The sequence below is a fragment of the Myroides sp. JBRI-B21084 genome (genome assembly GCF_030545015.1).
In the GTDB taxonomy this organism is placed as follows: domain Bacteria; phylum Bacteroidota; class Bacteroidia; order Flavobacteriales; family Flavobacteriaceae; genus Flavobacterium.
Genome location: NZ_CP120653.1, coordinates 2357688 through 2381861 on the forward strand (window position 1 = coordinate 2357688; position 24174 = coordinate 2381861).

The 24174-nt window shown below is 32.6% G+C and carries 23 protein-coding genes; 14 read left to right on the forward strand and 9 right to left on the reverse strand.

Annotation, left to right across the window (positions count from 1 at the left end):
* Positions 1 to 11 precede the first annotated feature (11 nt).
* The 13 genes from P3875_RS11290 (at position 12) to P3875_RS11350 (ending at position 15163) form a co-directional block, all read left to right on the forward strand.
* A complete protein-coding gene (locus P3875_RS11290; RefSeq protein WP_303444065.1) occupies positions 12 to 4499 on the forward strand; it encodes an Ig-like domain-containing protein in 4488 nt (1495 codons plus the stop codon).
* Positions 4500 to 4696: 197 nt separating this feature from the next.
* Positions 4697 to 5695, forward strand: coding sequence for a pyruvate dehydrogenase (acetyl-transferring) E1 component subunit alpha (gene pdhA, locus P3875_RS11295; protein ID WP_303444066.1), 999 nt, complete (start codon positions 4697 to 4699; stop codon positions 5693 to 5695).
* 21 nt (positions 5696 to 5716) lie between these two features.
* Positions 5717 to 7315, forward strand: coding sequence for a 2-oxo acid dehydrogenase subunit E2 (locus tag P3875_RS11300; RefSeq protein WP_442930328.1), 1599 nt, complete (start codon positions 5717 to 5719; stop codon positions 7313 to 7315).
* A gap of 79 nt (positions 7316 to 7394) precedes the next feature.
* Entirely contained in the window at positions 7395 to 8348 is a 954-nt protein-coding gene (locus P3875_RS11305; protein ID WP_303444068.1) for a M28 family peptidase, read from the forward strand.
* A gap of 13 nt (positions 8349 to 8361) precedes the next feature.
* Positions 8362 to 9039 (forward strand): SDR family NAD(P)-dependent oxidoreductase, encoded by a 678-nt coding sequence (locus tag P3875_RS11310; RefSeq protein ID WP_303444069.1) that lies wholly within the window; start codon positions 8362 to 8364, stop codon positions 9037 to 9039.
* The gene (locus P3875_RS11315) at positions 9040 to 9639 is read left to right on the forward strand and encodes a SprT-like domain-containing protein (RefSeq protein ID WP_303444070.1); all 600 of its coding nucleotides are present in this window, start codon (positions 9040 to 9042) and stop codon (positions 9637 to 9639) included.
* Between the two features lie 3 nt (positions 9640 to 9642).
* Positions 9643 to 10716: a mannose-1-phosphate guanylyltransferase gene (locus P3875_RS11320; protein WP_303444071.1), complete on the forward strand. Its 1074-nt coding sequence runs from the start codon at positions 9643 to 9645 to the stop codon at positions 10714 to 10716.
* Between the two features lie 170 nt (positions 10717 to 10886).
* Complete coding sequence (locus tag P3875_RS11325) at positions 10887 to 11456, forward strand: hypothetical protein (RefSeq protein WP_303444072.1); 570 nt, start codon at positions 10887 to 10889, stop codon at positions 11454 to 11456.
* Positions 11457 to 11468: 12 nt separating this feature from the next.
* Positions 11469 to 12200, forward strand: coding sequence for a hypothetical protein (locus tag P3875_RS11330; protein WP_303444074.1), 732 nt, complete (start codon positions 11469 to 11471; stop codon positions 12198 to 12200).
* A 114-nt stretch (positions 12201 to 12314) separates the two neighbouring features.
* Entirely contained in the window at positions 12315 to 12860 is a 546-nt protein-coding gene (locus P3875_RS11335; protein ID WP_303444075.1) for a hypothetical protein, read from the forward strand.
* Positions 12861 to 12879: 19 nt separating this feature from the next.
* Complete coding sequence (locus P3875_RS11340) at positions 12880 to 13635, forward strand: sensor histidine kinase (RefSeq protein ID WP_303444076.1); 756 nt, start codon at positions 12880 to 12882, stop codon at positions 13633 to 13635.
* On the forward strand, positions 13628 to 14305 hold the full coding sequence (locus P3875_RS11345) for a response regulator transcription factor (RefSeq protein ID WP_303444077.1): 678 nt from the start codon (positions 13628 to 13630) through the stop codon (positions 14303 to 14305). The genes P3875_RS11340 and P3875_RS11345 overlap by 8 nt, the downstream gene beginning before the upstream one ends.
* 159 nt (positions 14306 to 14464) lie before the next feature.
* Positions 14465 to 15163 carry a helix-turn-helix transcriptional regulator gene (locus tag P3875_RS11350; protein ID WP_303444078.1) on the forward strand — a complete coding sequence of 233 codons (699 nt, stop codon included), beginning with the start codon at positions 14465 to 14467 and terminating at the stop codon, positions 15161 to 15163.
* A gap of 46 nt (positions 15164 to 15209) precedes the next feature.
* Here the strand turns inward: P3875_RS11350 and P3875_RS11355 are convergent, their stop codons facing one another.
* From P3875_RS11355 to P3875_RS11380, 6 genes are all read right to left on the reverse strand, one after another.
* Complete coding sequence (locus tag P3875_RS11355) at positions 15210 to 16700, reverse strand: carboxypeptidase regulatory-like domain-containing protein (RefSeq protein WP_303444079.1); 1491 nt, start codon at positions 16698 to 16700, stop codon at positions 15210 to 15212.
* 17 nt (positions 16701 to 16717) lie between these two features.
* A complete protein-coding gene (locus tag P3875_RS11360) occupies positions 16718 to 18088 on the reverse strand; it encodes a CsgG/HfaB family protein (RefSeq protein WP_303444080.1) in 1371 nt (456 codons plus the stop codon).
* 20 nt (positions 18089 to 18108) lie between these two features.
* On the reverse strand, positions 18109 to 18504 hold the full coding sequence (locus tag P3875_RS11365) for a curli assembly protein CsgF (protein WP_303444081.1): 396 nt from the start codon (positions 18502 to 18504) through the stop codon (positions 18109 to 18111).
* Positions 18505 to 18515: 11 nt separating this feature from the next.
* Positions 18516 to 19235 carry a CsgE family curli-type amyloid fiber assembly protein gene (locus tag P3875_RS11370; protein WP_303444082.1) on the reverse strand — a complete coding sequence of 240 codons (720 nt, stop codon included), beginning with the start codon at positions 19233 to 19235 and terminating at the stop codon, positions 18516 to 18518.
* A complete protein-coding gene (locus tag P3875_RS11375; RefSeq protein WP_303444083.1) occupies positions 19235 to 19636 on the reverse strand; it encodes a hypothetical protein in 402 nt (133 codons plus the stop codon). The genes P3875_RS11370 and P3875_RS11375 overlap by 1 nt, the downstream gene beginning before the upstream one ends.
* A gap of 123 nt (positions 19637 to 19759) precedes the next feature.
* A complete protein-coding gene (locus P3875_RS11380; RefSeq protein ID WP_303444084.1) occupies positions 19760 to 20989 on the reverse strand; it encodes a hypothetical protein in 1230 nt (409 codons plus the stop codon).
* A gap of 415 nt (positions 20990 to 21404) precedes the next feature.
* Here P3875_RS11380 and P3875_RS11385 point away from each other — a divergent pair, with 415 nt between their 5' ends.
* Positions 21405 to 21974, forward strand: a complete 570-nt coding sequence (locus P3875_RS11385) for a hypothetical protein (RefSeq protein ID WP_303444085.1) — start codon at positions 21405 to 21407, stop codon at positions 21972 to 21974.
* A gap of 46 nt (positions 21975 to 22020) precedes the next feature.
* Here the strand turns inward: P3875_RS11385 and P3875_RS11390 are convergent, their stop codons facing one another.
* Genes P3875_RS11390 through P3875_RS11400 form a run of 3 tightly spaced genes read right to left on the reverse strand, consistent with a single transcriptional unit; the run spans position 22021 to position 24065 of the window.
* Positions 22021 to 22533: a hypothetical protein gene (locus P3875_RS11390; RefSeq protein WP_303444086.1), complete on the reverse strand. Its 513-nt coding sequence runs from the start codon at positions 22531 to 22533 to the stop codon at positions 22021 to 22023.
* Positions 22534 to 22560: 27 nt separating this feature from the next.
* Positions 22561 to 23325, reverse strand: coding sequence for an ABC transporter ATP-binding protein (locus P3875_RS11395; protein ID WP_303444087.1), 765 nt, complete (start codon positions 23323 to 23325; stop codon positions 22561 to 22563).
* Positions 23325 to 24065 (reverse strand): MlaE family ABC transporter permease, encoded by a 741-nt coding sequence (locus P3875_RS11400; protein WP_303444088.1) that lies wholly within the window; start codon positions 24063 to 24065, stop codon positions 23325 to 23327. Before P3875_RS11400 ends, P3875_RS11395 begins: the two co-directional genes overlap by 1 nt.
* Positions 24066 to 24174: the final 109 nt, after the last annotated feature.

Consider the following 24174-nt stretch of genomic DNA (forward strand, 5'->3'; position numbering starts at 1 on the left):
AATTCAGTATTATGAAACGAATTATATTAGTTTTATTAATCTTACTACCTTTTGTAACCTTGGCACAGCCCTACAATATAAATTGGGATGGAGCGACTAGCGTATTGCCTTGGGTACAAGTTTCAAATAATACATTCAATGTTACTCCAGAAAGGTTTTGTCAGGGTACACACTCGATTAGAACAAGAGTACAAGGAAATCAAAATTTAGGAACTTCGGTATTAAGATCACCTTTATTGTTTACCGCAACAGGTGGGGTTATTACTTTTTCTTTTGATTACAAATGGTTAGTATACAATCCTAATATTGGTACACAACCACCATTTGCAGGTTCTGCAAATCAATTAGATTTAAAATGGGAGTGGGCTAACTCAACAAGCGGTCCATGGAATACATTTCAAACAATAGATAATACAAATCACGTTGTTTCTATAAATTGTACAACAATAACTACAACATTTGCTCCTAAGCCAGGTTCTTTGTATGTTCGTTTAACAGTTTCGAATAAAACTGCAACCGCTGATAATTATTTATACATTGACAACATTAATGTAGATCAAGGTCCTACACCTACATGTCTTACAGTTAATGATATTTTTATTACAAATAAAACTACAACTGGATTTACAATAAATTGGGAAAATGCAACCCAAACTGTTGCTAGCACTGATTGGGAAGTTAGAACTAGTGGTGCTCCAGGTAGTGGTCCTGTAGGATTAGTTGTTACAAATCCACAGGCTTCAACAGTTACTGGTAACCCTGTTACGGTAGGAAATTCAATTTCAGTTACTGGTTTAACAGCTAGTACTAAATACAAAGTTTATATTAAATCGAATTGTAGTGCGACAGATAGTAGTTTTTGGACAGGTATAGAAGTGTACACACCTTGTGCACCACCTCCATTTAATATACCTACTACTTATAATGTTTGTGGTTTACAAGAACTTGTAATGAATGCAGGTGGTGGAAGTACTTTTTGGTATAAAGAAGGTGAATTGTTAACACCTACGCCAGTTTCAACATTCACAATTCCTGAGGTTTCAGCATCTGAAACATATAAAGTGTACAATGGTATTTATGATAATTCTATTGGTGTAGTTCAAGTAGGTACTGGTATTACGTCAGCTGTTGATGTAACACCTTTTGCTGAAACAAAATCTCAAAAAATACAATACATTTATTTAGCTGAGGAACTTAAGCTTTTAGGTTACGATAGAGGTTTGATAAAATCATTTGGTTTTAAAACTGGCCCTAATGCAGGTACTACGCAACGTAAGAATTTTAGAATTCATATGGGTGAGACAAATTTAGAAGAGTACTCTATAGATAATAAGTTTGTTCCTACTAGTAGATTAACTTTAGTTAAAAACGCTGGAGATCAAACTTTGGTATCAAATGATATAAACATGTTTGAATTGGATAACGTGTTTATGTGGGATGGTAATTCTAATATTGTAGTGCAGATTTCGTATAGTAATGTAGCTGATAACGCTCCATCTGCAACTACAAATATTTTCTCATCTTTTAGTTCAACATCGTCTAACAGAACTTTATTTACTAAAAGTAACACAGCTTTAGACTTAAGTGCAATTGAAAATGTAGCTACTGGAACACGTTCAGTTTTTAGAACAAATGGTTATTTTGATATTATTGAAGGTTGTTTTAATGAGCCAAAAACAGTAGAAGTTGTTTACACACCTGCACCTACATTAAATTTATCAGCAGATATTATTAATAACTGTGCTGGTAATCCGTTAACAAAACTTTATGTGTTAACAGGTGTTGGTAGTTATAATAGCTACGTTTGGACTGTTACTGACCCTAATGATCCAGCAGCTAATGATAATACCCATCCTAATCATCCTGATAATGCTATTGTTGGCGACCAAAATGTTGGTTGGACATTCACAACAACGATGCCAATGGGTTATACATTAACAGCTAAAAACACTGTTAGTGGATGTATTATTAGAAAGCAAATTACGGTTGAGAACAATCCAGCACCACAAATGTTACAATTGTTGAATGATTACAGCCTTTGTTTTAACGACGTTCAAGAATTAAAAGTTGACAATTTTGTAAACGAGACTACATTGAAAAATGGATTTAATGGTGCTTTAAATGCAACATTAGTTAATGCTGTTTCTGGAGATGCACTTGTTAACGAAACTACTTTAAAAACCGAAGGTACAGGAAGTTTAAAAGTTGAATATGCAGCTCAAACCAATGCTTTAGTAAACTTAGCAACTACTATAAATACAACTAATTTAAAATCAATCGTTGTAGAATTTGATCAAATAGCTGCTTTACAAGCAACTTCAACAGCAGTATATGATTACGGTTATGTTGAATATACTACAGATAATGGTGCTACGTGGAAACCTTTCTTGCCGGCACATTATACAGGTCAGGCAAGTACCACACTTACTAAACCAACAACGAATAACGGTTTACAAGCTATGTTCTTTACCCAAACCTCTTATGCAGATTGGGCAGCTTATACACAAGCTTCTATTCCTGCTAATACTGAATGGAAATCTGAAAAGTTTGTAGTTCCAGCATCTGATTTAACAGGTAATGGTATCTTCAAACTTAGATTTAGAGTAGGTGCAGATGGTAATTCACAATACGAAGGTTGGTATATCGATAATGTAAAAATTACTCCAGTAAGCAATTATAAAGTTACTTGGACACCAATTGCAAATTTATATTATGACCAAGCAGCTACTATGCCGTATGATGCTGCCGTTAATTCAGGTACTTTATACTTAAAAGGTTCGGTTAATAGTTTAAATGTTCCTTATAAAGTTGAAATTGAAAATCAATATGGATGTAAAATCGAGAAAAACTTTACAGTAAGTATCGGTTTAAAAGAAGCTCCTGTTGTAAACGATATCACAAGCTGTGGACCAATTAGTGTTGCAAATACTAATTTTGGTAAAAACGTAAATGGTGTATTAACATATTACAGTAGTTCAACTGCAAGTGTTCCAATCACACAAATTACTACTTCAGGTGTGTATTATGTTGAACAAGAAATATACAAATGTAAATCAGCAAGAATTCCTTTTACAGTAGCTATTAGTCCTGTAGCAACAGTTCCTGTAGCTCCAGCAACACAATCATTCTGTGGTGCAGCAACCGTAAGTAATTTAATGTACAACCCAATTTCTGGATTCCAAATTAATTGGTATACTACTCCAACAGGTGGTACACCTTTAGCAGCTGCTATTCCAATTAATAACGGTATGTATTATGGTGAATTTACAAATGGTACCTGTACATCATCAAGTAGAGTTGCTGTTACTGTAAGTGTTGGAGTAGTGCCAACAGCTGTTTCATTGACAAATGTATATATTTGTGGCACATCAACAATATCATCAATCAGTGTTCCAGCAACACCTGGTGCAACTGTAAATTGGTATCAAAACATAACAGATGTTACTCCTTTAAGTTATTCAACTACTTTATCTACGGGTACATACTATATTGCACAAAAAATAGGTAACTGTGAGTCTCCAAGAACTGCAGTTTCTGTTTCAACTGTTCAAAATTTAGGATTACCAACTGCAAATACTACTCAAACATTTTGTGGTAGTGCAACAGTAGTTGATTTAATGGCTACAACAACTGCAGCAGGTGCATCTGTATATTGGTATGCTTACAGTACATCTGATACGCCAATTGCAAGTACTACACCTTTAGTAACAGGTACTTATTATGTTGGTCAATCAATCGGTGATTGTGATTCAGCAAAACGCCCTATAAGTGTTAAAATTTTAAGTGTTAGCGCTCCTATCATTAATCCAATAACAATTTGTGGCGATGCAACTGTATCAACTATTCCATTAAATGCAAGTGCTGGTTCAAGCTATAAAGTTTACAATTCTGCTTTTGCTACAACAGAAATGGGTCAAAACGATGTTGTAACAACTGGTATCTATTATATTTCTAAAGTAGAAAATGGTTGTGAAACTGCTAGAGCGCAAGTTTACATTACAGTAACACCACGCCCTAATGCACCAACTGGTAACGTTAATCAATCCTTTGTTGATTATGCTGAAGTAAAAGATTTAAAAACAAACGAAGCAAATGTAGTTTGGTACGATTCTTATAATGATGCAATTAACAATGTTAATCCATTACCTAGTTACCAACCATTGCAACATGCTAAAACATATTACGGTGTAATTATTGCTCCAGGAAACTGTCCAAGTTTACCATTAGCAGTAAAAGTTAATATTGTTTTAGGTATGAATGATTTAGATATTGCTGCTTTAAAATACTATCCAAACCCTGTTCATTCAGAATTGAATATATCATACAAAGAAGCAATTAAATCGGTTGAAATATTTGATATTTTAGGAAAACAAGTTAAAGCTGAGAAGTTTGATAACAATGATGTGAGAATAGATGTATCTCATCTATCTGTAGGAACTTATATGGTAAAAGTACATACAAGTACCGGTTCACAATTCTTAAAAATTATCAAAAAATAATAAGTAAACAAGGAGGTGTAAAACCTCCTTGTTTTATTTTAAACTATAAAATCCTGCATTGTCAGGATTTTTGTTTTAATAATTAACATAGTTTAAATAAAAATAACGTATTTTATTTTCAGAAATACAATTGAAGTCTTATTTTTGCCTATTGCCAAATTAACAAATCATCAATTGGTAATTAACAATCTATTATTATGAAAGAAATTACTAAAGAAGTATATTTAAAGTGGTATGAAGACATGCAGTTTTGGCGTAAGTTCGAAGACAAACTTGCAGCTTTATACATTCAACAAAAAGTACGCGGTTTTTTACATTTATATAATGGTCAAGAAGCTGTTTTAGCAGGTGCGTTACATGCAATGGATTTATCAAAAGATAAAATGATTACAGCATACCGTAACCACGTACAGCCAATTGGTATGGGTGTAGATCCACGCAGAGTAATGGCAGAATTATTAGGTAAAGCAACAGGTACATCGCAAGGTTTGGGTGGATCAATGCATATTTTTTCTAAAGAGCATGGTTTTTACGGTGGTCATGGAATTGTTGGTGCACAAATACCTGTAGGTGCTGGTATGGCTTTTGCCGACAAGTATTTAGAAACAGGTGGAGTATCATTAACTTATTTTGGTGATGGTGCAGCACGTCAAGGTTCATTACATGAAGCCTTTAATATGGCAATGCTTTGGAAATTACCTGTAGTATTTATTTGTGAAAACAATGGGTATGCAATGGGTACTTCGGTAGAACGTACAGCAAACCACACCGATGTATGGAAGTTAGGTTTAGGATACGAGATGCCTTCGTATGCAGTTGATGGTATGAATCCGGTAAAGGTTGCAGAAGCTATGTTTGATGCAATGGAAAGAGCTAGACGTGGTGAAGGACCAACCTTTTTGGAAATGAAAACGTACCGTTACCGCGGACATTCAATGTCTGATGCGCAGCATTACCGTACAAAAGAAGAAGTAGAAGAATACAAAAAAATAGATCCAATTACACAAGTTTTAAATACTATTAAAGAAAATAATTGGGCAACCGACGCAGAAATTGACGCAATTGATAATCGTGTACGCGATTTAGTTGCTGAGTGTGAAAAATTTGCTGAAGAATCACCATATCCAGATACTTCTGTGATGTACGATGTGGTTTACGATCAAGAAAATTATCCGTTTATTTCTCATAAATTATAAAGAATGGCTGAAATTATTACAATGCCTCGTTTAAGCGATACTATGACAGAAGGTACCGTGGCATCTTGGTTAAAAAAAGTTGGAGATCAAGTTTCTGAAGGTGATATTTTAGCAGAAATTGAAACCGATAAAGCTACTATGGAATTTGAATCGTTCCACAAAGGTACTTTATTATACATTGGTGTTCAAGAAGGCGAGACTGCTGCTGTTGATAGTGTTTTAGCAATTATTGGCAACCAAGGCGAAGATTACCAAGCATTATTGAATGGAACATCAACTGTATCAACAAATGAAATAAGTACAAGTTCTGATAACGAACAAGAACAAACACAATCTACAGAAGTTGAAGTTGAAATACCTGCAAATGTAAACGTAGTTACTATGCCTCGTTTAAGTGATACCATGACAGAAGGTACCGTTGCAACTTGGTTGAAAAAAGTTGGAGATACCGTTGCAGAAGGGGATATTTTAGCCGAGATTGAAACCGATAAAGCTACAATGGAGTTTGAATCGTTCTATTCTGGTAGTTTATTACATATAGGAATTCAAGAAGGGGAATCGGCTCCTGTTGATAGTGTTTTAGCTATTATTGGACCAGCTGGTACCGATGTTGCTGCTATATTAGCAACTGGTGGTAAAAAAGCCTCTATTTCTGCCCAAACAATGCCAGAAACGGTTGAAAAAGCTGTAGAAGTAAAAGTTGAAAGTAATACAAATGCTGTAACTACCAATACACGTATTTTTGCATCGCCTTTGGCAAAGAAAATTGCTCAAGAAAAGGGAATTAATCTTGCAGATTTAAAAGGTTCTGGTGAAAATGGTCGTATTGTTAAAAGCGATGTTGAAAATTATACACCTTCAACCGTAAATAATGCTGTTGAAGCAAAAGCTGAAAGTAAACCTGCCGCTACAGTAAATGTTGTAACACCTGCTGGAACTGTGTTTGCAGAAGAAGTTAAAAATTCACAAATGCGTAAAACCATTGCTCGTCGTTTGACTGAATCAAAGTTTACTGCACCGCATTTTTACTTAACAATAGAAGTAAATATGGACAACGCAATGCAATCGCGTGCCTTAATTAATTCGTTACCTGATACTAAAGTTTCTTTTAACGATATGGTAGTAAAAGCATGTGCCATGGCATTAAAAAAGCATCCAAAAGTAAATTCACAATGGACAGAAACGGCAACTATAATTAACCATCATGTAAATATTGGTGTAGCAGTTGCTGTTGAAGACGGTTTAGTGGTGCCTGTTGTAAACCATACCGATTTAATGAGTTTAACTCAAATTGGAGCAACAGTTAAAGATTTAGCCGGTAAAGCGCGCAATAAAAAATTACAACCTAAAGAAATGGAAGGATCTACCTTTACTGTTTCAAACTTAGGAATGTTTGGAATTGAAGAATTTACATCAATTATCAATCAACCAAATTCTGCAATTTTATCAGTTGGTGCAATTATTGAAAAACCAGTTGTTAAAAACGGACAAATAGTTGTTGGTAATACAATGAAAGTTACTTTAGCATGCGACCACAGAACGGTTGATGGTGCTACTGGTGCAGAATTTTTACAAACATTGAAACATTTTATAGAAAATCCAGTAACAATGTTGGCTTAAAACCTACATTTTACCCAATATAAACCCGTTTTGATTTTTCAGAACGGGTTTTTTTGTATTTTTGATAAAACTTTTTTTTATGAGCAAGTATCTAATCTTAGCATTTTCGGCAATTTTGTTAGTGGGTTGTAAAGCAACAATCTATACTCAAAAAGAAAAAAATGTTGAATACCAAGTTAGCGAAGCTAATGTAGCATCAACTTTACAATATTTAGCGTCTGATGAACTTCAAGGTAGAGATACTGGTTCTAAAGGCATTGAAAAAGCGGCTAATTATTTAGAATCAATACTAAAAAAATCAAATATTAAACCTTTTTTTACTACCTATAAAGATACACTTTCAAATTATGAAAATGCATATAATGTAGTTGGTTTTATTGAAGGAACAGATTCTAAACTAAAAAATGAATTTGTGGTTTTAGGTGCACATTACGACCATATAGGTATTACAGCTAATGGTTTTGAAGGTGATTACATAAATAATGGCGCAAATGATAACGCTTCAGGAACAACTGTTTTAACTGAAGTTGCTAAGTATTTAGGCACCTTACAAAACAACAAACGCAGTGTTTTAATTGTGTTTTTCTCGGCAGAAGAAAAAGGTTTACACGGTTCTAAACACTTAGCTAAAAAGTTAAAAGACAAAGATGTTAATATTTACAGCATGTTAAATTTTGAAATGATTGGTGTGCCTATGAACTACAATTTTAAATTGTTTTTAACAGGCTTTGAAAAATCTAACATGGCATTGAAATTAAATGAATATGCAGGTAGCAACTTAATAGGTATGTCTAAAGGTGCCGAGAAATACAACTTATTTGCAGCGTCAGACAATTATCCTTTTTACGAAGAATTTAAAATTCCAGCACATACATTATCTGCTTTTGATTTTTCTAATTTTAATTACTACCACCATCCAAAAGATGAATTTGAAGTAATGGATATTAAATTTATGACAACCATATCGCAAGAAATGCTTCCGGTTGTTTCAAAAATGATTAATGCCAATACCTACGAAATTAAAATGAATTAAATATATTAACAATTTGAAAAACATTATAATAACCGGTACAAGTAGAGGGATAGGAGCCGAATTAGTAAAGCAATTTGCAAATGAAGGTCATAATGTAATTGCAATATCGCGTAAGGAAAATTCTGAATTTAAGAATTTTAAAAATGTACATTTTATTTCTGTCGATTTAAGTAATGAACAAGCAGTTCTTGATTTTGCGCATAACATAGAATCTAATTTTAAAAAGATTGATATTTTAATACATAACGCAGGATCTATCATTAACAAGCCTTTTTCACAAATTTCAGCTGCCGAATTTGAATACGTTTATAAAGTGAACGTGTTTGGTGTGGCAATCCTTACGCGCGCTGTTTTACCTTTAATGCAAAAAGGCAGTCATGTAGTTACAATAAGCAGCATGGGTGGTATTCAGGGCAGTGCAAAATTTCCCGGACTGGCGGCTTACAGTTCTAGCAAAGGTGCAGTGATAACGCTAAGCGAACTTTTAGCAGAAGAATATAAAGAACAAGGTATTGCTTTTAATGTTTTGGCATTAGGTGCCGTACAAACTGAAATGCTTGAAGAAGCTTTTCCAGGTTATCAGGCACCAGTAAAACCCATCGAAATGGCATTATATATAAAAGATTTTGCCTTAACCGGAAATACGTTTTTTAACGGTAAAGTATTACAAGTATCACAAAGTACTCCTTAATTGAAACAAGTTTTAGAAAAATACATTCCAGAAAGTGCTGTTGAAGCCGTTTACGAATTAATCAAAAGTAATCGCGTACATTTTAAAATTGTAAATGAGCGGGTTACAAGGCATGGTGATTACCGTAAAAATTCCGATGGTACCCATCAAATAACAGTAAATGCTACGTTAAATAAATATCGATTTTTAATTACAACCATACACGAAATAGCTCATTTAGTGGCATTTCAAAAATATGGTCGCCAAATTAAGCCACATGGATTAGAATGGAAACATACGTTTAAAATGCTTATGTTGCCTTTTATAAACCCAGCGGTTTTTCCAATGGATGTGTTGCCTTTGTTAGCCAATCATTTTAAAAATCCTTCGGCAAGCAGTGATACCGATGCTTTATTATCCATGCATTTAAAAAAGTACGATGCCCCTACAGATAAAGTTTTTGTTGATGAACTGCCATTAGGTAGTTTGTTTATGATTGAAAACGGGCGTATTTTTAAAAAAGGAAATTTAAGGGTAAAGCTTTTTGCTTGTACCGATATAAAAAATAACAAAGTATATTTGTTTAAACCCAATATGCAGGTTAAACTTTTGAAAAATTAAAAAATGAATAAAAATTATTACGCTATATTAATGGCAGGCGGCGTAGGATCGCGTTTTTGGCCTGTAAGTACTCCCGAATTTCCCAAGCAATTTCACGATATGTTAGGTACGGGCGAAACATTGGTTCAAAAAACGTTTACCCGTTTAAGCAGATTAATTCCTAAAGAAAATATTTTAATTTTAACCAACGATAAATATTCTGATATTTTAAAACAACAGTTGCCCATGATTACAAATGAGCAAATTGTTTTAGAACCCGAAATGCGTAATACAGCGCCTTGTATTTTATATGCATCGTTAAAAATTAAAAAGCAAAACCCAAATGCGGTGATGATTGTGGCGCCATCTGATCATTGGATTGAAGATGAAGTACAGTTTGCAGCCAATTTACAACGCGCTTTTGATGCTTGTGAAACCGATAACGTACTAATGACCTTAGGTATTATTCCTACTTTTCCAAATACAGGTTACGGTTATATTGAATACAATAAATTAGATACCCGCCAAGTAAAAAAAGTAGTGCAATTTCGTGAAAAGCCCGATTATCAAACTGCAAAAACATTTATTCAACGCAGAAACTTTTTATGGAATTCAGGCATTTTTGTTTGGAATGTACAAGCTATTTTACAAGCTTTTGAAAATTTTCAACCCGAAATGGTTCAATTGTTTCAAGAAGGATATGCTAGTTTTAACACCAGTGATGAGCAACGATTTATTATAGAAAATTACCACAAAGCAGCAAATATTTCTATTGATTATGCCGTAATGGAAAAAGCAGATAACGTTTTTGTTTTACCTGCAACTTTTGATTGGAACGATTTAGGTACATGGGGCTCATTGTATGACAAATTACCCAAAGATACCTGTGATAATGCAATGGTTAACGGAAACCTTTTTGTAGAAAACGCTACAAATAATATCGTTAGAACAAACCCTAATAAACTGGTTGTTATTGGTGGATTAGACGATTTTATTATTGTTGATAAAGACGATGTTTTACTGATTTATCCTAAAAAGAAAGAACAAGATATAAAGCAAATTGTTGCCAAAATAAATGAAAAGAAAACGGACATATAGTCCGTTTTTTTTATGAACCTATTGTTCAATTTTAAATTTTAAATATTAAAATAGATTTTTTTTTAAAATGTTAAAATTGATTATTTTTTACTTATTTATCTAAATTTTACAATATATGTGCAACAAAATACTATATTTGTGTTATTGATGTTTATAAAAATCACATAAAAATGCAGGAAATTATTACAGCAATTCAAAATTGGATGGCTTTACGATCTCAACCCGATCAGTTAGTAGAATTGTTTAATACCTATACAGGATTTGAAATAGACATGAGTCTTTTTCCGCAACGCGAACCATTACATGCATACGCAGCGGTAAAAAGCAACGGTGAATTTGGCTTTTACGTTATTTCGCAAGTGAACGATGTAGATTCACCCGATGAAGTTTTAAGCGCAAATTGCTTTTGGTGTGGATGCACCGGTGGAATGAAAGGCCAAGAAATAACCGAAGCCGAAGCCTTGGTACGTATTGATTTATGGCAAGCCGATTATCCCGTTTGGATTCCCGAAGTAGTTACTACCCCTTTTGGTATTTACGAAACTTTTTTTATACCTACCGAAGATTTACAACCCCAAACGTATAATGTATCTTTTGCTTTAAAAGCCGACGTGTTAAATCCAAGTGGGAAAGTAGCCGACCTTATTTTAAACAACGGCGCAGGTGTATATTATGATACGGTTAGGAGAGAGCCTCCCTACAGAAATCGTTCCAACTATTATATTTTAAATTTATTATAACCTATACATAAAATGAAATTTTTTAAAATTGCAGTATTTGCTTTCGTTATTTTGTTTTTTGCTTGTACTGCAGATCAGCCAAATGATAACAATGCAACACCCCAAAACACCCAACAACAAAATAGAATAGGTAACAATTATACTTTAGAAGAAGTTTTAATGGGTATGCGTGCTTGGAATAATATTCGTAGCAATTCTGAACAATTACAGTTGTTGTTTAACAATGCAAATAGTTTTAATATAAATATGGAACTTTTTCCGCAAGGAAACGCTTTACACACATATGCTTGTATTTTAGATGGAAAGTTAAAATTTGCGGTAATATCTGAAGTATATGATAACGCTACTTATCACGCAAATCTTAGCAATTATATAAAAATTGTTGATGTAGTTTATAACGATGTATCTAACTTAAATCAAGTAAATTATCCTGCATATACGTACCAATTACCTACGCAGTATATTCAAGCAACCGATGCTATAAATAGAATTACAATGTGGAACACTAATTATACAACTTGGCTTGCTACTAGTTTGCCTATGTATCAATTGTTTTACATACCTACACACAGTTTAGCACCCCAAAATCATACGGTTTATATGGGATTGAAAGATAGCGAAAACCAACCTAATGTTAAAGTAGCCGATTTGGTATTAAAAAACAGTGATTCATTTTATGACACCGTTAGATTACAACCACCCTACCGCGATCGTACTAAAAATTATTTGTTAGATTTATTATAGTTTATGAATAACTACTATTTAATATTTGATTCGCTTACAAGTGCTAATTCAATTTTGCTTTTTTTATATAGCATCCTAAGTACAATTTTTATTAATAAGTGCAAAGATAGGACAATGAAAATAGTAGCTATTTATTTATCATTATGTTGTTTATTTGATTTAATAACTTTCTTTTTTTTTAAATATCTTGTAAATAGCTTATTTATTTTAATTCTTTTTAGAATAGTCGAATTACTCATCATTGGTTATCTCATTAACAAATACTGGTTAAAAAGCACTATAGTTTGGTATGCAATGGCTGGTAGCTGTGTTTATTTAGTATATGATTTGTTAACGTATAAAACAAACGGTATTTTAAATTACGAAGCCAATGCACAAACAGTTGCCAACTTATTGTTAATTGTTTTAATAGTGGCTACTCTTTTAAAGCAATTGCGGGCAAACCAACCGTTCACGGTTACCAATCAAATGCTTTGTATGGTTTTGTTGGCATATTTTTCTATACATCTTATTTATACGGTAATTCAAAATTTTATTATAAACCAGTCATTTAGCGATAAAAGCTTTGTACTATTTTATTCAAGCTATGTGGTATTACATATTGCCTACTATTTTACATTAGCTTTTATACTATTTAAAAACCTTAAAAAGCACAAATAATAATTAAACACTACTTTTTATGGAAAAATGGCAAAATGCAGATACGCTGCTTATTTGGTTAGTTGTTATTATTGGTGTAATGGTAGTGCTAGTTGGTACCTTAATAGGCGTTTTTTACATTTCATATAAGCGAATTTTAAGTTCTAAAGATGAAGAACTAAATGTGAAAATGGAATACCAACGTTCACTTTTAAAAGTTAGTTTAGAGGCTCAAGAAAATGAACGTATGCGTATTGCCGCCGATTTACATGATAATATTATTAGTAAACTTACCATTATTCGTTTAAAAACGGTTATGGGCGCACGTTTACAAGAATTAGACGATTTGTTGGGCACAATTATAGATGAATCGCGTAGAATTTCACATGAATTATTGCCACCTTTGTACGAGGAAAAACCGTTAGACAGTTTGTTAATCACAACTTTTAAAAGTTGGCGATGCATTTACAATGTAAAATATAAAGTAGATGTACGCACAGTAAATACAATTGACAAAACAACCAAGTTGCAAACATTACGTATTTTACAAGAATTATTAAACAACATACATAAACATGCCAAAGCAACACATTTACATTTAACCGTACGCATTACTAATAATATTATTGTTTTAGTTTTAAAAGATAATGGTGTTGGCTTTGATACAACTACAGTTAATAAAGGGATAGGGTTAAAAAATATAGATTTACGTGCAGATAACCTTCAGGCTAGATATAAATATAAAAGCTTAAAAAATACAGGAACCCGTTTTATTATGTTTTTTAATTATGCATAAAATACAATTAGCAATTTTAGACGATGATTACTTGATAGTAACACTGTTAAAAAGTTTTTTTGAACAACAGTCAAATTTTCAAGTAGTTTTTGATACAACCGATGGATACGAATTATTTAAATTTTTAGAAGACAATTCTCATAAAATAGATGTGCTTATTCTTGATTTAAAAATGAAAACCATTGATGGGTTAGAAGTTTTAAAACATATAAAACCCCATAATTACGATACTAAAGTGGTAGTAGTTTCATCGCATTATCAAGAAAATTCAATAGGCTTTATGACAAAAGAAGGCGCTGCTGCCTTTTTACCCAAAAGTTTATCGCCTTATGAATTAGCCAATATTATTGAACTGGTACATAAAACAGGTTTTTATTTAGATAAAGATCAAATTGAAATTTTACGAGTTCAAATTTCTAATAAAGTTTCAAAACCATGTTACGATTCCGATGATTTATTAACCGAACGTGAAATTGAGATTGTGAAGTTACTTTGCCACCAAAAAACGGCTAAAGAAATTGGCGAAGCTTTATTTATAACACAGCGTACCGTTGAAGGGCATAAAAATAATGTGTTTGCAAAAATTGGGGTACGTAACATTGCAGGTTTAATAATTTACGCATTGCAAAAACATATTGTAACGTTAGACGAACTTTTGCTCAATCATTAAAATAAAGAAATAGGTAATTTTACCTATTTTTTTTTTCAGGTAATTTCTACCTTAAATCATTAAGTAATTTTTAACACTTTTGGCATATAGTATAACATATTAATGTTGTTTTGAAAAAGGGCAATTTCAAAATTTCAATAATAACTAAAATCAAAAGTTATGAGTGAAAATTTACATGTATATACAATTATAAATAACCCTATTTTTTTAGAAGGGATAGAAAATTTATTAAAAAGAAAAGTGTTTCCTAAAGCAACAATTACGCATTTAGATCATTTGCCAATTGATGACTATATCGAACCAAAAAACAAAAAAAGTACCGATTTGCTTATTTACGATGTAGCTAAATTTTCTAATAACGATTTTAATCAAATATTACAATTAATGTCGTTACACCATAATTTTAAAGTGTTAATTATTACTGCTAACATAAATATTAGCGATGTTAAGTTGCTTTTTGAAATTGGTGTAATGGGAATTATAAACAACAACATACAACCTGACCAGTTTGTTGAAAACGTAACAAAAATTTTAAATGGCGACAAAGTATTATCACGTGAATATTGGGATTTAATTGTGGAATATTTTTTTCATTCGGTTGATAATCTTGATTTAATCAATGAAAAAAAAACAAACAGCAATAACGATGTTTTGTTGTTAGCCGAATTAACTTGTAGAGAAAAAGAAATTTTAGGCTACATATGCGATGGTAAAAGTACACGCGAAATTTCTGAAGATTTATTTTTAAGCCTACACACTGTTGAAACACACCGAAGAAAAATTTTAAATAAATTGGGCGTTAAAAACACAGCATCAATGGTAAAAATGGCCATAAAATGTAATTTATATTCCTTATAAACTAATAAAACAAAAAGATAAAAAATGAGGCCTAAGCCTCATTTTTTTATTGGTAATCTGCCATTTCGGCGTTTGGAATTATCAAAGTTCTGGTTTCTTCCTTATTTAAGTCTATTGAATAAATATTTCTGGTAGAAATCATGTCGTTTGATGTACTTGTGAAAATAATTTCGGAACTGTTTGGCGAAAATATAGGATCAATATCAATAACACCCATTGGTTTAAAACTGTTTTCAGAAACATTAGTGTGTGTATTTGCTGTAATATTGTAAATAAATATTTGCGTGTTTAATTGTTTGTACTGCCAATCTTCGTTACCCGAAACATCGTAAGTGTATAACAATTTAGTACCTGTAACATCAAAATCTAAACCGCCCATAGCACCTGGTTGGTTTTCTAACACCGTATGCAATAAATTACCATTGGCATCTAAAATTAATATTTTGGCTTGGTAACCGTTAATATCGTTTGTAGTAATTGCAATTTTAGATCCATCTTTACTCCAAGCGCATTTTGTAATAAAATGGCCGTTTGTGGTTTGGTAAATTTGGGTTTGCCCTGTACCGTTGCTGTTAATTTTGTATAGTTTATTAAAACTAGGAAAAATAAAAGCACTTCCATCTGCACGCCAAGCAAAACTTAAATATTCGGTTTTAAAACCATTTAAAGGTGTTTGACTAATTTTTAACTCGTTTTGTCCGTCTAAATCGCTAGTAAATAAATGGGTTTGCCCGTTAAAAGTTTGCAAGTAAGCCAATTTATTAGCCACATTGTTTTTCTTAGGTCGCCATGTAGCAGCAGTTAAGTTGGTAATGCTAATTTCCTCTTGTAAGTCAGTCGCCATAATGTTGTGATTACCTAAATTATTGCGCACATAATGGTAACGATATTCAGGGTTTTTACGTACAGTAAACTGAAAAGCTTCACTAAAAACATCGGGGTTAATACTATCAGAAGCTACAATTTGCCAAGTATACGTTGTACCAAAATCTAACTTAGACATGGTGATTTTTTTGGTTGAAAGATTTGGAATTTCAACGCGATTATTGGTTTTATTGTTAATAAAAATTAGTTTATATACTAACTCATCTTCGTCAACATCTGTACAATCCCATTCAAGTTCAACGTTATTGGTTAAATTAGTTGCTAAATTTTTAGGCGATACTAATGTAGGAATAGTAGGAGGGGTGTTTAAAGATTCGTCTGTAATCATTTCAAAAACAACTTGTACTTTTTGTTCATATTCACTAATAGTTACCGACTGGTATTCGGTTACATATCCTTTTAATTCGGCACGAACCGAAAAAGTACCCAAAGGCATGGTTCCATTAATAGCAAAATTTCCGTTTTCATCGGTAAACACGGTTGAGGTTCCCGGAGTTGTGGAAATTTTTACATTTTTTAAAGGTTCATTCGTTTCTTCTAAACGCACGCTACCCGTTAAAGTTCCCTTTGCGTTACCATCAATTTCATCTTCGCTGCAACCAGCAAAAATCAAAGAAGTAAGTACGATTATATATAAGTAGATTGATTTCATAATATAAATGCTAATAGTTATTTTCCTAGATAAACTTGCAGGCCAATGCCAAATTGTAAAAAGTGATCGTTTCGTTTGCCCGAAATCGCTTCGTCCCAATTATCGTTAAAACCTATGTGGTATTTACTGTAGCCTCTTAAACCAACGGTAGGAGAAAGCATATATTCTACACCAGCGCCAAATTGTGTTTTGTATTGATATCTACGTTGCTTTGAAGTGATGTTTGTAAACAAACCAGCCCCTGCTGATACATAAGGTGTAAACTTGTTGTAAGGCAACATTAAGTACTCAAAATCGGTATCAAGGTTTGTAAACTGCGCTTTAAAATGTTTATCCGATCCTAGGTTTTGGTATCCATAACCTAAATTCCAACTAATATGTTTAGAAAAAAGATATTTAAAATTACCATTTGCACCAACTTGCGCTACCGAATTAGGGTAATCGCCTTTTAAAGTGTTTGCAGTTACCGAACCCCCAATTGAAAATTTTGCGCGTTGGTTTACATCCCAATCGCCTTTTCCTGGAATTCTAGTGGCACTTTTGGTAATTTCTTTACTATAATTAGCCAATAAATTTTTTGCTTTAGCTTCATCGTTCGGTAAAGTGTTCCAAACGTTATCTTTTATGCCCTCTAAAATAAGCAAATAAACAGCTTTGTTTATAGCTTCGGTTACTGCCATATGTACGGGTTCGTTATTTGTTACGCCAACTTCGGCTTCAAACAAACGTTCTGCATCAACATATCTAAACATGCTTGCATTAACCGATTGCGATAAAATGGTTTTAGAAGTGTATATAGTTTTTAATATTTTTCCTGTATTTGTAGAAACCGCGCGTAAATAAACGGTAATGCGGTCTTGTCTATATTCTGCCGATCCGCCAATACCAAAATAGCGCGCACCTGCACCGCCTGTTAAAATATTAGTGTCGTAAGAAATTACCCCACCTTCTAAAAGGATACCTGCAAATAGTAACGGTGCTAAGTTTTCTTTGCTTTGCCCATTGGTATATTCTTGACGGGTGGTTCTAATAATTTGGCGTTCGTTTAAAAGATTTCCAATGTTTTCACGCTCTATAGGAGCAAACCATTTACTGTCTTCTAACGATTTTATAAGAATAGTAGTAAGCCCTTGTGGCACAGCTGTACTCCAGTTTGCGCCGGTGCTTGAAGCTTTGTATTGGCCGGTTTGATCTCTAAATTTATATACCCCCACCACGATAGGATCTTGTGGGCGGGGTAAATTTTTAAAGTCTTTGGCCGATGCGGTAACTTCGCCTATAACCGATTGGTATTCTACGCCCGCTGGTGGTGCAAAAAATACGCCACAACTGTATAAAGTACCAATTGTTAAAAAGCAAAGTATAAAGTTTATTTTAAATGATTTCATAGTTTAATTTCTTTTAAAATTTACAATATAATTTCGGTTACTTCGCCGGTTTGGTTGTCTATAATTCTAATAACGGTGCCCTCACGGGTTTCGTCGATAGAGATAATTAAATCTCCAATTTCAAAGGTGCCCTCTTCTAAATTTTCTAAATCTGCATTTTCTGCGAATAGTTTACGTGATAATTGTGATAATATTTGTCTTTTTACAGTTTCTGAAAAATTGTTCAGTAAGCTGCTGTCTCTATTGTTTTTATAATCGTCGAATTGGTTTTGTAAGTTAGCCGAGTTTATTAATCCGTTGTAATTTAATGGATTGCCGCCAAAATTTGGATTTACGGGTGTATAAACCAATTGTTGTGCATACGAAGTAAAGAATGCAGCAAAAAACAATACAATTGTTAGTACATACTTTTTCATGATATAGATATTTAATAAATAAATTCGTTTTTTAATTTACCCCTGCTATCTGCAAATTTGTTAAGCTTTTGTAATGTTACGGCTGCTTGTTGTTTAAGATAATCTTCGTCGGGGTTAGTAAAAAATTCGTTAATTAGTTCTTGGTCTACTTTAATTTGTATAATGCTTGATAAACCGCGGTAAGGTAATTCAGATATGTTTATAACAAAGTCAAATTTATTTGGATATTGTGTATATGTTGCAAAGAAAATATCATAATAATCACGACCAAGTTTTGTTTTAGAATCATCAATTACAATACCTGTTGTTGTTTGTAATGAATTTTCATTAACCGGAATTAGATCTTTAGTAATAATTTCAACCGAATCTTTAGCTATTAGTTTGTTTTCGTCTTCGTTTCGAATAAAAAGAATTGCTTTTATTTTTTGGTTTTCTGTTTGATTTATTGTTGTGGAACTTAATTTTTTTAATTCGTTTGGACTTAAAGTGAACTTACCTTTTTGTTGGTTTACAGATAAGTTTTTATTGCCATCGGTTTTTTTAATCAACAATAAATAATCTAACTCGTAATGATATTCACTTTTGTTTTCTACAGTTGGGTTAAAATGTAAAACGTTTTCGGTTTGGTCAATTTTTAGTGTTGCAATCACCAAACTGTCTTTGTTAGTTTGTGCATGCATTTTAAAACAACTTAAAAAACTAATTGTAAAAATGGTTAGTATATTTTTCATTAGTAATTTCGTATAATAATTGTTTTATCTGAACCGCTTAAGTTAATTTGCATTTGATCCATTATACTATTGTTACCAAAAATTTCAATGTAATTGTTGTTGCCTTGCATTTGTACGGTTAAGTTGCTTTCTTCTAACGTATTGGTTTCGGCATAAAATAATAATTGATTATCGCCATTTTGCACAACGTTCATTGTATTGGTTTCAATACTACTATGATTATTATTGCCAATTTGTGTTACATTTGTACCAGCATTATTAATAAGTGTGCTTAACAAATAACTTTCTGTGTTTTCTTTTGGTTTATTATTGGTAATTAAATCTTTTACCTTTTTGTTTTCTTGTGCAATGCAACTGCAAGTAGCAAGTAACATTAGCAATAGGTAGCTATAATTTTTCATGATTTTAATTATTTAATGAACAACAAAAGACCTTAAGAAAGTGTTTAAAGTGAAAAACCATCCTGTTTAGTATTTTTGGTTACCTAAGGACGGTTTTTCAGAAATTAAACTATGTTGTTATTATTAGTTACTTTGTGTAACTGTTAAACTGTTTCCGTTACCAATTTGGGTACCAGTGTGCATATGATCATCACCAGTTTGCGAAACACTTGCAGAGTTGAACCAGCCATCTTGTATGCTGTATGATTCGTTACCATCACCAGTTTGCATTAACATAACTTCGTTACTAAATCCATCTTGGCCAATTTCACCAATGTTGCCATCTCCAGTTTGTGAAACAGTAGCTTCATTTAAGAAACCATCTTGAAGTACTTCTGCAAAGTTTTCATCGCCAGTTTGTGTAATATCAGCCATGTTGCCATTTCCGTCTTGTTCAATAATAGATTCGTTTTCATCGCCAACTTGCATTACAAAAGCATCGTTGTTGTTACCGTCTTGGTCAATATCACTTTCGTTATCTTCACCAATTTGGGTAACCATAGCGTAGTTTCCATCGCCATCTTGGTCAATATCACTATCGTTGTCTTCACCGTCTTGTGAAACAATAGCGTCGTTTTCATCACCATCTTGGTCAATATCACTATCATTGTCGTCGCCAACTTGTGTTACCATAGCGTAATTTTCATCACCGTCTTGATCAATATCACTATCATGATCTTCACCAGTTTGTGAAACAATAGCTTCGTTATCATCACCATCTTGGTCAATATCACTGTCGTGGTCATCACCATCTTGTGTTACCATAGCGTAGTTATCGTCACCGTCTTGGTCAATGTCACTATCGTGGTCGTCACCATCTTGCGACACCATTGCCCAGTTTCCATCACCATCTTGGTCAACATCACTATCGTTGTCATCACCATCTTGTGAAACACTTGCCCAGTTTCCATCACCATCTTGGTCAATATCACTTTCGTTTTCATCACCAGCTTGCATTACATACGCTTCGTTTTCATCACCTTCTTGATCAATTTCACTTAAATGATCACCTGATAAAAATCCGCCTGTTTGTGTTACTGAAGCTATGTTAGAATCTCCGTCTTGTGAAATGTAACTTTCACTTGAAAAATTTGCTTGAGATGTAGTAGCCATGTTTGAGGTACCCATTTGTTCTACTTCTGAAGTATTAGATAAACCTGCTTGGGTTACAGTGTTTGTATTGAAGCTACCTGTTTGGGTAGTAGTTGAAGAATGAAGAAACCCTGTTTGTGAAGTGGTATCTACATTTGATTGAGCCGATGCTGCCGCTGTCATAAAGAAAGCAATTGCAGCTGTTAGTACTAATTTTTTCATGATGTTAAATAATTAAATGTTTGTATTTCAAAGGTAGATTGTAAATAAACACCAATCAATCGCTGCTTTCGGCTATATTTTTCAAATACTCATAAACCGCTATATGTATATGCTTTTAGAAATATTACAATTGTTAAAATGCTTGTTATAGAATAAATTCTACACAAACTGATTTAATTGTACTACTTACTTTTGAGTAGAAACGCTGTAATTTTGAAGTATCAATAAAGTCAATTAGACCAACAGTTTGGGCAAATGCTGTTGTAAACTTAAAAGATTTTAAAAAAAATGTTAGGGAATTGAAAAAGAAAGAATAATTATTGTTTGTAGTTATTGCGAGGAATCTTCGGGTTTCTCGCTTTTTCTTTTTATAAGGTTGCTTTAAGTGAATTTACTTTTAATACATAATATATTTATGAAATACATTTTATTGGTTTTTAGCTTTTTAGTTTTTAATTGTAGTTTTTCGCAAATTACAAATACCGTAGTTAATAAAGAGAATTTTCAGAATTCAGGATTTTTGTTCAAAGGAAGCCGCGTTTTACAAGTAGAAAATATTTCAACACCAACCGAAGAAAACTACTTTGTTTTTTCTAAAAATGATAGAAATAGCGAACAAGATGAATTGTACATTCAACAATTTAAACAAATAAATGGCGATTGGGTAGTGGTTGCCGAAGATATTGTAGCCGAACCTGGTATTATTACATCGGTTTGGAATGCGCGAAAAGCTTTTTTTGATGCTGATAAAGATGGTTCTGCCGATGTGTTATTTGTTTATTCAAAGCATCCTAAAGAAAATATAGACGTACAGAATGGCGTAGTTTTACTATTAATTTACAAAAATAAATTTTATAGAATTGAAAATTATGCCGAAACCAACTACGAATCTATGTACGATTTATACGATTTTAACCCTGAAGATTTACCAGTTGTTGTTTTTGATAAGTTTAAAAATTTTTGGCAGAATCTAGATAAAGAGTAGTTTATAAAAAAACGCACAAATTATAAATTTGTGCGTTTTTTTAATTTTAAACATATTTGTAAAGTTGCGTAAAAACAGCTTTTAAATAGTTTTTGTTTTCATTTGTAAAACTTACGGTTGCTTGGTTTATAAGTTGCTCTACCGTTAGGTTTTTTACTTTATCAATATCAATTTCGGTACAAGTAGCATCAGGGTATTGCTCCGTTAAAAGTTTGTTTAATTCGTGTAAAGCCTTGGTGTGTATGCGCTTGTTGTTATTATACTCAAATAATAAACTACTGTATATAAAGTCGTAATCAATAAACTCTTGTTTTATGTTTTGCAAGTTTAAAGGTACCAATAGCTCATCATCGTCAAAAGTTTGTCGTGTTGCAACATTTACATTCTTAATGTTTTTTAGTTGTACCTGGTGGGCGTTGTATAAACTTTGTAAGGCGTTGTTGTATTCCTTTTGGGTTAGCTCTTTATTTTTTAATTTTTGTTTGTATTGATTTACACTATCTGTAAACCCAAGTTTAATTAAATTTTTTTCTAACGTACTTTTAAAAAATAAAAACATAATAATAGGGTTTTTAAAAACAATAAATTATTTTTTTTGCGAATGAAAGCCGCGAATTTCCTTTAAAAGTTCCGATGAATACACAAAATCTACAATATCTTCGTTATCGGTTTGCATAATTTCTTTACTATTTCCTTCCCAAACTAACTTTCCGTTTTTTAAGAAAACAATGTGTTCGCCAATTTGTAAAACCGAGTTCATATCGTGGGTGTTAATTACCGTTGTAATGTTGTATTCGTGGGTAATTTCTTGTATTAATTCATCAATAACAATAGATGTTTTAGGATCTAAACCCGAATTAGGTTCATCGCAAAACAAATATTTAGGGTTGTTAACAATTGCGCGTGCAATAGCTACCCTTTTTTGCATACCACCTGAAATTTCCGAGGGCATTTTTTTGTTCGCATCAATTAGTTTAACACGTTCAATAACTTCTTGTACACGATCGCGAATTTCTCCATTGGTTTTATTGGTAAACATTTTTAAAGGAAAGCCAATGTTTTCTTCAACATTCATAGAATCAAACAATGCACTGCCCTGAAAAACCATTCCCATTTCGGTTCTTAAATTTCTTTTTTCGTTAGGATCTAATGTTGCAAAATCTCTTCCATCAAACAAAATTTGTCCACTATCTGGTAAATGTACCCCTAATAATGTTTTAAGCATTACGGTTTTTCCCGAGCCTGATTGACCTATAATTAAATTGGTTTTTCCTGGTTCATACGTACTAGTAATTCCTTTTAAAACCTCTTTACCGTCAAAAGATTTTCTTAAATTTTTAACTTCTATCATTAGGTTAATAACATTTGGGTTAACAAATAGTTGCAAATAATAATGGCGATTGATGTCCAAACAAATGATTTTGTTGATGCTTTACCAACTTCTAAAGCGCCGCCTTCCATGTAATATCCGTAAAACGATGGTACCGTTGCTAGTATAAAACCAAATACGGTTGTTTTAATAAACGCATATACAATATGAAAAGGTATAAAATCGTCTTGTAAGCCTTTAATAAATTCTTCGGGTGCTAAATAACCACCTAACGAACCCGCAAAATAACCACCAAAAACCCCAATAAACATACTTAACGCAATTACAAATGGGTACATTATTGATGCGATTAATTTAGGGAAAACCAAGTAGTTTAACGAGTTTATACCCATTACTTCAAGGGCATCAATTTGTTCGGTAACACGCATGGTTCCTATACTTGATGTAATGTATGAACCCATTCGTCCAGCCATAATGATTGATATAAAAGTGGGTGAAAACTCTAAAATGATTGATTGCCTTGCTGTAAAACCAATTAAATATTTTGGAATAATGGGGTTGTTAAGGTTTAACGCCGTTTGTATGGTTACAACCGCACCAATGAAAAACGATAAAAATGCAACAATTCCCAACGAACCTATAATAAGTTCATCAATCTCTTTAAAGATTAAATTTCGCATAATACGCCATTTTGTTGGTCTGCGAAAAATTTCGCCCAACATAATAAAGTATTTTCCAATATTGCTTAGCATTTTAATCATCTTTGCCTTTTTAAGGGGCTAAATTACCAAATTAAATTTTATTTTACTTAGCCAAATTTAAAAGTTATACATTAAAAAATGTATTTTTGAATTTGCTTTGAAAAAAGGA